Source organism: Deinococcus metallilatus, assembly GCF_004758605.1.
In the GTDB taxonomy this organism is placed as follows: Bacteria; Deinococcota; Deinococci; order Deinococcales; family Deinococcaceae; genus Deinococcus; species Deinococcus metallilatus.
On the sequence record NZ_CP038512.1, the window covers coordinates 2,795,001 to 2,808,586 of the forward strand.

Below are 13,586 nucleotides of genomic sequence, written 5' to 3' on the forward strand. Positions count from 1 at the left end.
CGCCCGCGTCGATCACCAGCAGATCGGGCGTGCCTTCTTGGTCAGTGCCGAGCGTGGCGAGGGCGTCACGCAGACCGCCGGGCTGGACGGTGCGGGCGCGGCTCGCGTCGAGGTCCTGCACGGCGACCGTGCCCAGGCCCAGGCTGTCCGCATGGCGCTGGGCGGCGCGGGCCACCAGCAGCGCGAGGGGCACGTCCTGACCGAGCGCGCTCACGAGCTGGCGGCGCAGTTCGGCGACGGGGACGATGTTGGCGTCGCGGCGCAGGTAGGTGCCGAACCAGACGGCCCCGCGGGGGTGATCGGCGGCAGGCAGGGGAACGGGGACCGGGGCGACCGCTTCCGGTTCAGTGGGCGCGGCCTCGGTGGGTGCCGCTGCGGGTTCGGGCGCGGGTTCTTCCGCTTCTGCGACCTGGGGTGTGGGCTGCACCTCTTCCTCGGCTGGGATGGGCGCGGGTTCGGTGACAGCGGCGGGGGCGGGCACCTCCTCCACCTCGGGCACGGGATGGACTTCGGGGGCCGGGACTTCGGACACGGGAGCTGCCACCTCCGGCGCCGGGGTCTGCGCGGCAGCGGGCATTTCGGGGGCGGCGGGCGTGGGCTGGACCGGGGCGGGCGGCGGCGTGGTGGGCTGCTGGTAGAGGCGTGAGAGCAGGTTGCCCAGGCCCGCCATCACGCCGCCACCGGCCGGAGCGGCGGGGGGAGGCGGCGCCGCTTCCCCCCGGGCCGCCACCGGTTCCGGCTGGGCGACAGCCGCGAGGCCGGGAGCCTGCTCCGCCGGGGCGCTCTGCTCCTCCCGGCCCAGTGCCGGGGCGGCGGGCACGACTTCCGGCGCGGAGGCCGCCACCGCAGGAGGAGCCGCCTCTTCGGGCCCAGGGACGGGCGCCGCAAAAGCAGGCACATCCGCCTGGTCGTCTTCCAGCTCGAACTCCAGCGCGTCGTCATCGAGGCTGGCGGGGGCGGGCGGGGCGGGCTGCGGCTGGCCGACCAGCGCCGCGAGGTCGGAGTCCACGCCCGCGCTGCTGAGCATGTCCATGCTGGGCATCCCCGGGGCGAGCAATCCGGCCCCGGCGGGCAGGTCGGTGCCGGTCCATTCGGGCGGCGGGGCGTCCACCGGGGTGGAAGGGGGCTCTTCCTCGCCGCTCATCACGCGGGTCAGGTAATTCAGGATGTCCTGCTCGACGATCATGCCGCCTTCGCCGCTGCCGGGCAGGTTCCGCCAGTCGATGCCGTTCGCTTCCGCCAGAATCTTGGCGAGCGGAGCAATCCGTTCCATTCTATTTCCCCCTTTGCGCGCCCCTGGTCGGGGTCATCTGGCCGCCGCCTTCGCGGTCTGTCCGTCTGGAGCGGTTGCGCTGTGGCATGGCTCACAGAGTGCCGCCTCAGCCCTGACAGCCTTCTTTCAGAGGGGTCAGGCGTTAGGAAAAATCCTGAAACCTGACCCCTGCCGCCTAATCCCTGACCCCCAAATGCTACCCTCGGGAGGTTGCCGCGCCCCTCCAGCGGGAGGGCAGGCCCAGGAGAACGATGCAGATATTCGAGGAGATGCAGGCGCGCGGGCACGAAGCCCTGACGTTACTCCACCACGCCCCCAGCGGCCTCAAGGCGGCGCTGGCGGTGCATTCGACGGTGCTGGGACCGGCCATCGCCGGGGTGCGGCTGCGCCCGATGGACGAGCAGGAGGCGCTGAAAAGTGCCCTGACCCTCAGCGAGAGCCTCACGCTCAAGGCGGCGCTGGCGGGCCTGAACTACGGCGGCGGCGCGTGCGTGCTGCTGATGCCGGATACCGGCGTGGACGACCCGCACGCCCGCGAGGCGCTGTTCCGGGCGCTGGGGCGCAAGGTCCGCCCCCTTCAGTCCCTGGTCGTGCTGACCGAGGACATCGGCGTGACCCCGAGCGACATCGCCTTTGTCGCGCAGGAGACGCCCGCCACGCTGGGCGTGAACACCGACACCAGCAGCGTGACCGGCTACGGCGTGTACCGGGGCATGAAGGCCGCCGCCCGTTCCGCCCTGGGCAGCGAGAGCATGCGCGGCGTGCGGGTGGCGATCCTGGGCGTGGGCGCGGTGGGCCGCACGCTGGCCGAACACCTGCACCGCGAGGGCGCCCGCCTCACGGTCGCGGACGAGCGGGCCGAGCGGGCGGAGGCGCTGGCGGACGATCTGGACGGCGTGACGGTCGTGGGCGCGGACGACCTGCTGGACGTGCCCTGCGACATCCTCGCGCCCTGCGGCTACGGCCATTCCATCCACAGCGCCGACGTGCCCCGCCTGCAATGCCGCCTGATCGCGGGCGGCGAACACCACCCCCTCTCGCGCCGGGGCGAGGACGCCGTGAAGGAAGCCGGGATCATGTACATCCCCGACTTCGCCATCAACGCGGCGGGATTGATCGCCGCCGCCACCACTCTGACGCCGGAACAGGCCGCCGAGCGGGTCTACGGCACCGTATCGCGCATCGTCAACGTGGCGGATCAGGTCGGCAAGCCGCCGCATGTGGTCGCGCGGAGGATGGCGGAGCGGCGGATCGACCTGATCGGGAGTCTGGGGCGGGGAGCGTGAGGCTTGTGGCGTGTAGCCCGTGGCTTGTGGAAAAAGACAGAGCCTTTCTCTACAAGCGACAAGCGACAAGCGACAAGCTGCGCCGGGGGCGCGCATGACTTCCCCCTTCGTCATCGGCGTCGCGGGTGGCTCGGGCAGCGGCAAGACCACCGTGACGCGGCGGGTGATCGAGACGGTGGGCGCGGGGGGCGTGGCGGTGCTCAACCAGGACAACTATTACCGCGCGCAGGACGATATTCCCTTCGAGGCGCGGCTCAAAACCAATTACGACCATCCGGCGGCCTTCGACTGGGCGCTGCTGCGCGAGCATCTGGACGCGCTGCTGGCGGGCGTGCCCATCGAGATGCCCGAATACGACTTCACGCAGCACACCCGCTCACAGGAGACGACCACGGTGCTGCCCGCGCCGGTCGTCGTGCTGGAGGGCTTCTTCGCGCTGTACGACCCGGAGCTGCGCGAGCGGATGCACCTCAAGGTCTTCGTGGACGCCGATGCGGACGTGCGCTTTATCCGGAGGTTGACACGCGACACGCAGGAACGCGGCCGCACGCCCGAAAGCGTGATCGCGCAGTACCTGGAATTCGTGCGCCCCATGCACCTCAGCTTCGTGGAACCCACCAAACGCTACGCCGACGTGATCATCCCCCACGGCGGCATGAACGAACCCGCGCTGGACATGCTCGCCGCCCGCATCCGCACCACGATCTGACTTTTGGAGGATGACAGGGCGGGAGGGGCGGTTGAGGCTTGTGGCTTGTGGCTTGTGGAAAAAGACCGATGCGCCTCTCCAAGCCACAAGCCCCACACACGCCTAACCCCTCACCCCTAACACCTCATCCCTTCCCCTCTAGGATGTCCCCGTGACCGACCCCAACCCCACCCGTCCGCCCCTCATGGCCCGCGCCGCACCCGGCCCGCTCGCACCCCGCTCACCCGACGCGCCGCCGCCGACCCGCTCGCGCCTGACCGTGCCGCTGCTGGCAGTGATCCTGCTGTCGCTGATTCCGGCGCTGGTGCTGGCGTGGCAGCGGGTGCAGTTCGAGCAGGCCCAGAAGACGGTGGCCCTGGTGATGGATTACCCGGCGATGGCCGTGCAGGCGCAGCGGGTCGGGCTGGAACCGCAGGCGCTGCTGGACCGTTACAAGGCGCTCGGTGTGAATGGCGCCGCCGTGTACGAGGACGTGATCGGCAACCTGGTGCAGCGCGGCGACCTGTACGAGCGGCGGGGGTCGGACCTGGCCGCCGAGAATCCGGGGGAGGGCGTGAACCCGCAGTGGGTGTATATGCGGGCGCTGACGCCGCGGGGCGCCGAGGAACTGCGGACACTCCCCGGGCGCTACACCATTCCCACCCGCGAGGTCACGATTGCCGGGCAGAAGTGGCTGGGCTGGCCCACCGACCCGGACTTCCTGCCCGCCGGGCCGAACATGCCGCTGATCAACGACCTCAAGGCTCAGGGCCTGGTCGTGGTCTACCGCCCCTACGACGACGAGGCCCTGCGCGACCCGGCGGGCGACTGGCCCGACGTGCCCTTCATCGCCTTTACCGGCGACGAGGTGATCGGGGCGCGCGTACCCGAGCGGCTGGAGCGGGTCAACCAGGCGCTGGGGAACCGCCTGCCCGCCATCATCGAAAGTTCGGACCAGCGCGGGCTGGACACGCTGGTGGAGACGCACGGCGGGGCGCGGATGTTCGCGCTGAACCCGAGCTGGCAGAACCGCATCGGGCCGATCGACACCGCCAGCAAGTACGCCCTGGCCGCCCGCGAACGCAGCCAGCGCCTGCTGTACCTGCGGCCCTTCCCGACCGTGTACGAGACGACCACGTTCCTGAAGCGCACCTCGGACCTGCTCCAGCACTCCGGGGTGAAGGTGGGGCAGCCCGTGATCACGCCCTTCCAGCCCAACGCTACGCTGCGCTGGCTGAGTGTGTTCGGGCCGCTGGCCGCGCTGCTGCTGCTGGGGCTGAGCTTCCCGCTGCCCCGGCTGGGGTTGGCGGTGGCGATGCTCGCGGGGCTGGCCGCGCTGGGGCTGAACGGGTTGCGGCCCTTCGAAAGCGTGGCCCTGATCGCGGCGATCACCTTTCCGGCGCTGGGGCTGGTGCTGCGGCGCTCCAAGGTGACCGACTGGTTCCTGGCGACGGGCCTCTCGCTGATCGGCGTGCTGTTCGTCTCCGGGCTGGGGGCCAACCGTGACAGCGTGCTGGGCCTCGAACCCTTCAAGGGCGTGGGCCTGACGCTGCTGGTGCCGCTGGTGTTCGTGGGCCTGAGCTTCCTGCCCCGGCAGGACATCCGCAAGACGGCGCAGGACATCTACAACGCGCCCCTGCGCCTGGGTGACATCGCGGTGATGGCGCTGGGCCTGGGCGTCTTCGCGCTGGTCTTCCTGCGGCGGGGCAACAGCACCGGCCTGGGCGTGAGCGACACCGAGGCGCAATTGCGGCAGAACCTTCAGGACACCATCATCCGCCCGCGCTTCAAGGAAGTGGCGGGGCATCCGCTCGGGTTGCTCGGCCTGAGCGGCGTGCTGCCGGGGTACTTCAGCCTGCTGCTCCTGCTGGGCGGCGTGGTGGGGCAGGCGAGCATCCTCAACACCTTCTCGCACTTCCACACGCCGCTGCTGATCAGCGCCGCCCGCGTCTTTATCGGCCTGGGCGTGGGGCTGCTGCTGGGGCTGATTCTCATCCCGGTGGTGCAGTACCTGCTGCGCCTCTGGAACACCTACGGCACCCGCCGCGCTCCCAAGGACCCCGCCGCCGAGGTGCGGGCGTGAGACAGCTTCCGCGGATTGAAGGACTTTCCGGCGCTTTCCTGGGAAGTACGGAACGGAGCGGAAGCTGTCTCCTCTCCTTCTCCTTTCAGCCGGGAGCTGTCCGCGAACAGATGCGGACAGCTCCGGAGTTCGTATGAGGGTCGTCGTCAGCGGCTACTACGGCTTCGGCAACACCGGGGACGAGGCCATCGCGCTGGCGATCACGCGCGAACTGAAACAACAGGGCGCGCGGCCGCTCCTCCTCTCCAATACGCCCGCCGAGACGGCCCGCGCCTGCGGGTGCGAGAGCGCCGCGCGCATGAATCCCGCCGCCCTGCTGGGCGCCCTGGCTCGCTCACAGGTGGTGCTGTCGGGGGGAGGGGGCCTCTTGCAGGACAAGACGAGTGCCCGCACCCTCAGCTATTACCTGGGGGTGATCCGGCTCGCTCGGCGGCTGGGCAAGCGCGTGGTGATCTTCAACCAGAGCATCGGCCCGCTCAGCGAGGAAGGGGGGCGCAAGGTGGCGGCGGCCTTGCGGGGCCTGCGGGTGATCGTCCGCGACCGGGGCAGCCTGGACACGCTGCGGGCGCTGGGGATCGAGGGCGAACTGGGAGGGGACCCGGCGCTGCTCCTCTCCCCTACCCCCGGCCTGACCCGCGACCCCGGGCGCGTCATCATTGCGCCACGGGGCGACGTGACGGACGCGGCGGAAGGGCTGAAGACGGTCACGGCCCGCCTGCGCGAACAGGGGCGCCACGTGACGGCCCTGGCCTTCATGCCCGAGCAGGACGACGCGGCGGCGTATAGCCTGGGCGCGGACGAGGTGCTGAGTACCCGTGACCCCCAGGTGGCGCTGGACGCCATCGCCTCCGCGGGCTTCGTGGTCGGGGTGCGGCTTCATGCGGTCATTCTGGCCGCCGCCGCCGGGGTGCCCTTCGCGGGCGTCAGTTATGACCCCAAGGTGCAGGGCTTCTGCGCGGACGGGGGCGCTCCTGCCTTCCCGACGACCTTCGACCCCACAGTCCTCTGCCAGCAGGCCCTCTCCCGCACGGCCCCGGACTGGGAGGCCGTCGCCGGGATGAAGGCGCGGGCCGAGCGGAGTTTCAAGCGGGCGCTGGCCCCCTGAGTCTGGCCCCCTGCGCATCGTCTGTTCAGTTGTTCGAGGATGGAGAGGCGGCGGGGCTGCCGCCTGCACCCCCTCCTCCCCGCCTCACGCCACCGGGCGGCGCTGGTACAGGTCCACGACGCGGCGCAGAAAGCGCAGGCCCGTTCCCAGGCTGCTCGCCTGCACCCACTCGTCCTCGCGGTGGGCATTGCCGCCCCGGTAGACGCCCAGCGCGATGGCCGGGAGGTGGCAGGGCGCGGCGGCGTTCGCGTCGGTGCTGCTGGAGGCCAGGCGCAGGTCGGTGTGGACCTCGCGGGCCGCTTCCCGGGCGAGGTCGAGCAGTGGTTCGGCGCCCAGGTCCCCGCCGGGGCGGTCGCCCACCCGCTCCAGGCGCACGGATACCCCGGCCTCGCGGGCGGCGGCGTGCAGCACCGCCTGCGCCCGGGTATCGAGGTCGGCCAGCACCACCGGGTCCAGGGAACGCAGGTCCAGCAGCAGTTCGGCGCTGCTGGCAATGGAGTTCACGCTGGTGCCGCCCGAGGCCAGGCCCACGTTCAGGGTGGTGCGCGGGCTGACCGGGCGGTGCAGGGCATACAGGGCGCTGATCGCCGCGCCGAGCGCGTGCAGGGCGCTGGGGGCCTGGTCCCCCCAGGAGTGCCCCCCCGGTCCCAGGAACACGGCCCGGTAGCGCCGCACGCCGACCGCCCGCGTGACCGCCACGCCCAGGTAGCCGTCCACCGCGATCAAGGCCCCCAGCCGGTCGCGGTGCCGGGCCAGCAGGTACTTGGTCCCGCGCAGGTCGCCCAGCCCTTCCTCGCCCACGTTGGCGGCCACCCAGAGGGGGCGGCGCAGGGTCTGCGCGTGCCCGTGCAGGTCGCGCAGCAGGGCCGTCACGACCGCCAGGCTGGCGCTGTTGTCGCCCACGCCCGGCCCCACCAGCCGCCCGCGTTCCTCGCGCACGGTCACGTCGGTGCCGCGCGCAAAGACGGTGTCCAGGTGGGCCGCCAGCAGCAGCGCGGGTTTGCCTTCCGTTCCGGGCGGCGTCAGGCACGTCAGGACGTTGCCCACCTCGTCGCGGACCACGTCGTAGCCCAGGTCACGCCACAGGTCCGCGATCAGGTCAGCGCGCGCGCCCTCCTCGAAAGTGGGGGCAGGCGTTTGCGCGATGCGCGTGAGGTACGAGAGGGGCATCGCGGGCGATTCTAGCGGCTGTGGTGGGGGTGGGCGGCCACATGAACCCGGACACGCCCCCGTCCTGAGAGCGGGGGCGTGTCCGGGGCCGGGGATCAGTGGCGCAGCAGCTTGGAGCCGATGGCGGCGGCCAGGCCGACCAGGCCCGCCTTGACCAGCGGGTTGCTGAGCGCGCCGCCCTGGGCGAAGGCGGCCTCCAGCGGGCTCCTGTTGTCCTGGGCCGGAGCCTGCGCCGTGCGGGTGTAGGCGTCGGCCAGGTCAGACGGGTCATCGGCGCGGACATTCTGGACCGGGTTGGCGGGGCTGCGGACAATCGCGTCGCCCACCTGCTGGCGCTCCTGGGGCGACATCTGCCCGAAGTAGTCCTGCATGATCTGGCGGCGCTCCTCGGGCGAGGCGTTCTGGAGGTAGTCGTGGATGTAGGCGGCGGCCTCCTGCGGCGTCACCGTGCCGTCACCGTTGGTGTCGCGCGGGTCGAGGCGGGCCATCTGCTCGTGACGGTCTTTCTGATCGAAGAACATTGGAAACCTCCTGTAAGGGCGGGGTCTGGATCCGGCATCCAGACCTGGACAGAACGCCCTCACCCTAAGCAGTCCCCTCATAACGTGCGTGAGGGCACACTTCACGCGGGTTTATGGGGAGAGCGGGGCGGACGGGACAATCCTGCGCCGGGGCCGCTGCTAGATTGCCCGCATATGCGTTCCCTCGTGCTGATCGGTCACGGCTCGCACCTGAACGGCGAGTCGGCGGGCGCGGTCTACCGGTATGCGGAGCTGCTCCGCGCGCGCGGCCTCTACGACGAGGTCGTGGAAGGCTACTGGAAAGAAGAACCGTCGCTGCGGCAGGTGCTCAGGACCACCCGCAGCACCGACGTGACGGTGATCCCGATGTTCATCAGTGAGGGCTACTTCACCGAGACGGTGATCCCGCGCGAACTGGGGCTGGGCCACCAGGGGCCGGTGCCGGAAGGGGGCGTGGCCCGCGTGCTGGGCGGCAAGACCGTACGTTACACCCTCCCCTACGGCGTGCATCCCGGCATGGCGGACGTGATCCTGGCCCGCGCCCGCGAGGTGCTGCCCGACCTCAGCGCCCAGGACACCGCCCTGATCGTGCTGGGCCACGGCACCACCCGCAACGAGAACTCCAACCGCGTGATCTACTGCAACGCCGAGCAACTGCGCGCCTCCGGGCACTTCGCGGAAGTCCACGCCCTCTTTCTGGACGAGGATCCGAAGGTGGGCACCTGGCCGGAGGTGGTGCGCTCACCGCGCGTCGTCGTCGTCCCCTTCTTCGCCTCGGAAGGCTGGCACACCCTCGAAACCATCCCCGAGGACATGGGCCTGACCGGTGAGGTGACGGTCTTCCCCGAGAACCCGCACGGCCCACAGACGGTGTATTACGCCAGACCGGTCGGCACCCACGCCAGCGTCGCGGACGTGATCCTGCATCTGGCGGAGGAAGCGCGCGGCGCGTCCGAGAGGGGCGGCGACGAGGACCGCACCCACGCGGAGGCCTGGGCCGCCTTCCTGGCCCTCGCCCGCCAGGGCACGCGGGTGGGCGAGGCGCTGATCACCCCGCACGGCGGCCTGTTCGAGATTCGTCATGCGCTGGACGAGGGCCGTCCCAGCGACGACCTCACCACGGTGGTGACGCCGGAGGGCCTGCGCGACCTCACCCGGCGCGACGAGGGGGGGCACCACCGCCCGGTGCACACCTTCCGCACCCTGCCGCGCGGCTGGCGGGCGGTGCTGTCGGAAGCCGACCTCCCGCGCGGGATGCATTCCCTCTACCCCGCCGTCGTCGAGGAAAGCTACGCGCACCAGACCCACACCCTGCGCGCGACGCCCTGGCCGACCACCGCCCGCCGCCAGACCGGCATCTATACCAAGGTGCAGCGCGCTACCCCCGAACAGGTCGAGGCCGTATCGCGCGAAGTGTGCAGCCGTTGCCTCAAGACCCGCCTGTGGGCCGGGGAAAAGTTGCCCCTCACCTTCTTCGCGGGCGTGCCCGGCGCCATTCCCTGCCCGGAAGCCTGCACCTACTTCATCGCGGAAGTGCGCGAGGAGGTCAGCGGGAAGCGGGGGCAAGAGACGGTGAGTGGTGAGTAGGAAGTGGTGAGTGGGAAAAGATCAAGTCCACCGACCACTGACCACTCACCTCCAGGTGAGAGAATGCCCCCCATGACCGCCCCGCAAGCCGCCAAACCCCGCGCCCGCGTCCCCAAGACCGTCTGGGACCTGATCTTCACGCTGGTGATCCCGATCCTGATCCTGAGTCCGAACATGCTGGGCAGCGGGATCAGCGTCGCGGACCTGCTGGGGGGCGGGACTGGCGGGAATATCCGGGCCTATCTGATCGCCGCGCTGATTCCGGTCGCCTACGTGCTGGTGGATCTGACCGTGAACCGCAACGTCAGCCCGGTCGCCCTGATCGGTGGGGCGGGGGCCATCGTCAGCGGGGCGCTGGCCTTCTGGTACGTGGACGGCTTCTGGTACGCCATCAAGGACAGCGCCCGGTCGTACCTCACCGGCATCCTGTTCTTGCTGAGTGCCGCGACCAGTGTGCCCCTCTTCCGCGTCTTTCTGGACGCCGCCAGCATCGGGGAGAAGCCGGAAGACCGCGCGGCCACGCAACAGGCCATGCGCGATCCGGGCGTCCACCGGGGGCTGGTGCTGGGCACCGTCGTCTTCGCCATCGTGGACCTGATCGGCGGCGTGGTGAACAGCGTCGTCAATTACGGCCACGTGACCGCCAAATTCGGCACCGACGCCTTCAACGCACAGGTGGCCGAGGTGAACGCGATCATGCGGGTGCCGGGCCTGGTCATCAGCCTGATCGGCGTGGGCCTCGCCATCTACTTCGTGCAGGCGGCCGTTAAACGGCGTTACGGGGCCGGGGCCAGCCTGCTGGAGCCGTCCAAGCTGGCGCAGAAGATGCGGGAGCGGGGGGAAGTGGGCGCGTAGGGCGTGTAGCTTGTGGCCTGTGGCTTGTGGAGAAAAGAAAAGCAGACCCCGCCGCGTGTGGGGTCTTTTTCTACAAGCTACGCGCTACAGGCCACAAGCCCTACTCCCCCGTGCGCGCCCGCCGCTTCTGGTACGCTCCCGTCAGCAGTTCCGCGATGTACTCGCGGGTAAAGGGCATCCCGCTGGCCTCGGCGGCGGCGATCTCGGCGTCGCGGTTGTAGGTGAGGCGGACGAAGGTGGCGCTGTGGGCGGGGCTTTGCGGGTCGAATTCCAGAATCAGGTAACTCGGCAGGGTGCTGTCCAGCGGATTGCCGACCGAGCCGGTGTTGATCAGGGGGCGGCCTTCCACGTCGAGCATCAGCGTTTCGTGCACGTCGGCGTAGACCAGGGCGTCGGCCTGCGCCTTGAGGCCGAACTGGGGGTTGGGGGCGTAGGCTTCGAGCTGTTCGGAGAGGCTGCTGTGCGGGTACAGGCGGTGAAAGAGGCCCTTGGAGCTGGCATGGACGAAACGCCACCACGCGCCGCCGAACTGCTCCTCGATGCCGTAGGGCAGCCCGGCCAGATAGGAAAGCTGCTCGGGCGTGAGCTTGGAGCGCGGCCAGAGGTCCTGGGGGCGGTTGGTGGCCCCGGCCACCCGGGCGTCCCAGTTGCCCTGGATCACGCGCGCGGCGTGCGCCTGGGTCCACTCGACCACCTCGCGCGGGCGCGGCCCCTTGCCCACCAGATCGCCCAGCACCCAGATTTCACTGATACCCCGCCGCTGCACGTCCGCGTGTACGGCCAGCGTCGCCTCCAGATTGGCGTGCAGGTCCGAGAGAACGGCGAGACGGATCATGGCGGGCAGTCTAGCCCAGCAGGTGTGAGGGGCCGGGCGAAGGTCAAGGAAGGGATTAGGGGATTAGGCGTGAGGAAGCAATGTTGCCCTCCCTGCTCCCGCAGGCGAAGTCGCCCACCCAGGCTCTCCCTGGAGGGCAGCGGCCACTTCCGCCAGGGCCAGGCGCCTGACCTCGCCTGTCCGGCGGACCTTGACCTCCACTTCCCCCTGGTCCAGCGCGCGCCCCAGCGTGACGCGGTAGGGAATGCCGGTGAGCTCGGCGTCCGCGAACTTCACCCCGGCGCGTTCCGGGCGGTCGTCCAGCAGCACGTCCACCCCCGCGGCCCGGAGCTGGGCGTACAGGCTCTCGGCGGCCTGCATCTGCCGTTCGTCCTGCACGTCCACCACGGTCAGGATCACCTGATACGGGGCGATCACGGCGGGCCACACCAGGCCGCGTTCGTCCGAGAGTTGCTCGGCGATGGCCTGCGCCAGCCGCGTCACGCCGATGCCGTAGCAGCCCATGTGGAAGGGCTGGGCCGTGCCGTCGGCGGCGGTAAACCGCGCGTTCATGGCCTGCGCGTACTTCGTCCCCAGTTGAAAGACGTGGCCCACCTCGATGCCCCGGGCCGAGTGCAGCACTTGTGAGGGATCGTGCAACAAAACGTCTCCCGCCCGCGCCTGACGCACCTCCACCACGTCCGGCAACTGGTAGTGCTCGCCCCAGTTCGCCCCGGTGACATGCCAGTCGGCCTCGTTGGCGCCCGTCGTGAAGTTCCGGGCTTCCGCCGCCGCCTCGTCGCACAGGCGCAGGAAGGCCGGGTAAAGCCCTTCCCGCCGCGCGATCACGCGGTCGGGGAGATCGGGGGCGATATAGCCCAGCGGCAATTCTCCCTCCGCCCACGCCCCGGTCTGCGCGACCTCCAGCGAAATCAGCGTTCCGCCGCCGAAGCGTTCGGCCCTGGCCTGCACCGCGTTCCAGAGCTTCACCGGGTTCACGGCATGATCCCCGCGCAGGCTGACCAGCACCGGGACGAGCAGCGTTCCTCCTTCCTGCGAGAACACCGCGTCATACAGCACGTTCTTGACCATGTGCGCCGGTTCGCACCCCAGCACGGCGCAGGCCGTCGCCACCGTGGCGGTCCCCGGCGTGTGATGCCGCGTGAAGGTGTGAAACGGACTCGGCGTGGCTTCCGCCGGGCGGGAGACAGCCCGCTCCGCGTTCGCGGCGTACCGGCCATCCGCGCTGTACAGCACCTCGTCTTCACCCACGTCGGTCAGCACCATGAATTCGCGGCTGTCGGCCCCGCCGATGTTGCCGCTGTCGGCCTCCACCGCCCGCCACCGCACGCCCAGGCGGGTCAGGAGGCGCGCATACACGCCGCTCATCACCTCGAAGTGGGCCCGCAGGTCCTCCGGGGAGGCATGGAAGCTGTAGCCGTCCTTCATGGTGAACTCGCGCGTCCGCAGCAGGCCGAAGCGGGGCCGGAGTTCGTCGCGGAACTTGCGCCCGATCTGGTACATGCTCACGGGCAGGTCGCGGTAACTCTGCACCATGTCCCGCATGACCGCCACCGCGACCTCCTCATGCGTCGGCCCCAGCGCGAGTTGCCGCCCCGCCCGGTCCTGCATGGTGAACATGATGCCCTCGGCCCGCGTGTAGGCCTCCCAGCGCCCCGACTCGCGCCACAGGCTTTCCGGTTGCAGGATGGGGAAACTCACCTCCTGCGCCACACCGGAAAGTTCCTGGCGGATCACCGCCTCCAGCCTGAGCAGCACGCGCTGCATCAGCGGCAGGTTCGCGTATAGCCCGCTCCCCAGCTTCCGAACAAACCCGGCGCGCGACAGCATCACAATCCCGCGCGTCTCCGCATCCGACGGCGCCTCGCGCCACGTCACAAACAACCCTTGCGATACCCGCATGATTTTCTTCCCTTCAGGGGGTGAACACGTCAGACCGGCGCGTCAGCAACGCGCACCGACAGTTGGACATGACCGGTTCACACCCCGAAGGGCGGCGGGAGCACGGGCAGGCCCGCGCCGACACGCATCAGCATGTGGGGGAACATCTGTCCGCTCATGCCAGCGAGGGTACAGGCGGGAGGGCCAGGTGGTCAAGCACCGGTCAATCCTGGACCGCAGCAGAACATAGGACTTACGACGGAAGAGCCCCCTCACCCCCTGGCTGCGCCAGGTCCCTCTCC

The 13,586-nt window shown here is 70.2% G+C and carries 11 protein-coding genes (1 of these 11 only partly in view); 6 read left to right on the forward strand and 5 right to left on the reverse strand.

Annotated features, from left to right (window positions below):
• Positions 1-1,273 carry the 5' portion of an E3 binding domain-containing protein gene (locus tag E5F05_RS19705; RefSeq protein WP_129120343.1) on the reverse strand. 173 nt of this gene lie to the left of the window's left edge, so only the first 1,273 of its 1,446 coding nucleotides appear in the window; its start codon is at positions 1,271-1,273; the stop codon falls past the left edge of the window.
• 251 nt (positions 1,274-1,524) lie between these two features.
• On the opposite strand from E5F05_RS19705, the gene E5F05_RS19710 reads away from it, so the two are divergent.
• From E5F05_RS19710 to csaB, 4 genes are all read left to right on the forward strand, one after another.
• Positions 1,525-2,559 (forward strand): Glu/Leu/Phe/Val dehydrogenase family protein, encoded by a 1,035-nt coding sequence (locus E5F05_RS19710; protein WP_129120344.1) that lies wholly within the window; start codon positions 1,525-1,527, stop codon positions 2,557-2,559.
• A 94-nt stretch (positions 2,560-2,653) separates the two neighbouring features.
• On the forward strand, positions 2,654-3,268 hold the full coding sequence (gene udk, locus E5F05_RS19715) for a uridine kinase (protein ID WP_129120345.1): 615 nt from the start codon (positions 2,654-2,656) through the stop codon (positions 3,266-3,268).
• A 151-nt stretch (positions 3,269-3,419) separates the two neighbouring features.
• Positions 3,420-5,330, forward strand: coding sequence for a DUF5693 family protein (locus E5F05_RS19720; RefSeq protein ID WP_241687243.1), 1,911 nt, complete (start codon positions 3,420-3,422; stop codon positions 5,328-5,330).
• A 133-nt stretch (positions 5,331-5,463) separates the two neighbouring features.
• Positions 5,464-6,435, forward strand: coding sequence for a polysaccharide pyruvyl transferase CsaB (csaB, locus tag E5F05_RS19725; protein ID WP_129120346.1), 972 nt, complete (start codon positions 5,464-5,466; stop codon positions 6,433-6,435).
• A gap of 84 nt (positions 6,436-6,519) precedes the next feature.
• Here csaB and E5F05_RS19730 read toward each other — a convergent pair whose 3' ends face one another.
• A complete protein-coding gene (locus E5F05_RS19730) occupies positions 6,520-7,605 on the reverse strand; it encodes a M20/M25/M40 family metallo-hydrolase (RefSeq protein ID WP_129120347.1) in 1,086 nt (361 codons plus the stop codon).
• A 95-nt stretch (positions 7,606-7,700) separates the two neighbouring features.
• The gene (locus E5F05_RS19735) at positions 7,701-8,126 is read right to left on the reverse strand and encodes an EF-hand domain-containing protein (protein WP_129120348.1); all 426 of its coding nucleotides are present in this window, start codon (positions 8,124-8,126) and stop codon (positions 7,701-7,703) included.
• Positions 8,127-8,300: 174 nt separating this feature from the next.
• On the opposite strand from E5F05_RS19735, the gene E5F05_RS19740 reads away from it, so the two are divergent.
• Together E5F05_RS19740 and E5F05_RS19745 are read left to right on the forward strand one after the other, a co-directional pair.
• Entirely contained in the window at positions 8,301-9,713 is a 1,413-nt protein-coding gene (locus E5F05_RS19740; protein ID WP_129120349.1) for a DR2241 family protein, read from the forward strand.
• A gap of 72 nt (positions 9,714-9,785) precedes the next feature.
• A complete protein-coding gene (locus tag E5F05_RS19745; RefSeq protein ID WP_129120350.1) occupies positions 9,786-10,568 on the forward strand; it encodes a VC0807 family protein in 783 nt (260 codons plus the stop codon).
• A gap of 100 nt (positions 10,569-10,668) precedes the next feature.
• Here the strand turns inward: E5F05_RS19745 and E5F05_RS19750 are convergent, their stop codons facing one another.
• Together E5F05_RS19750 and E5F05_RS19755 are read right to left on the reverse strand one after the other, a co-directional pair.
• Positions 10,669-11,403, reverse strand: coding sequence for a metallophosphoesterase family protein (locus E5F05_RS19750; protein ID WP_129120351.1), 735 nt, complete (start codon positions 11,401-11,403; stop codon positions 10,669-10,671).
• Between the two features lie 63 nt (positions 11,404-11,466).
• A complete protein-coding gene (locus E5F05_RS19755; protein ID WP_129120352.1) occupies positions 11,467-13,305 on the reverse strand; it encodes a proline--tRNA ligase in 1,839 nt (612 codons plus the stop codon).
• Positions 13,306-13,586 lie beyond the last annotated feature (281 nt).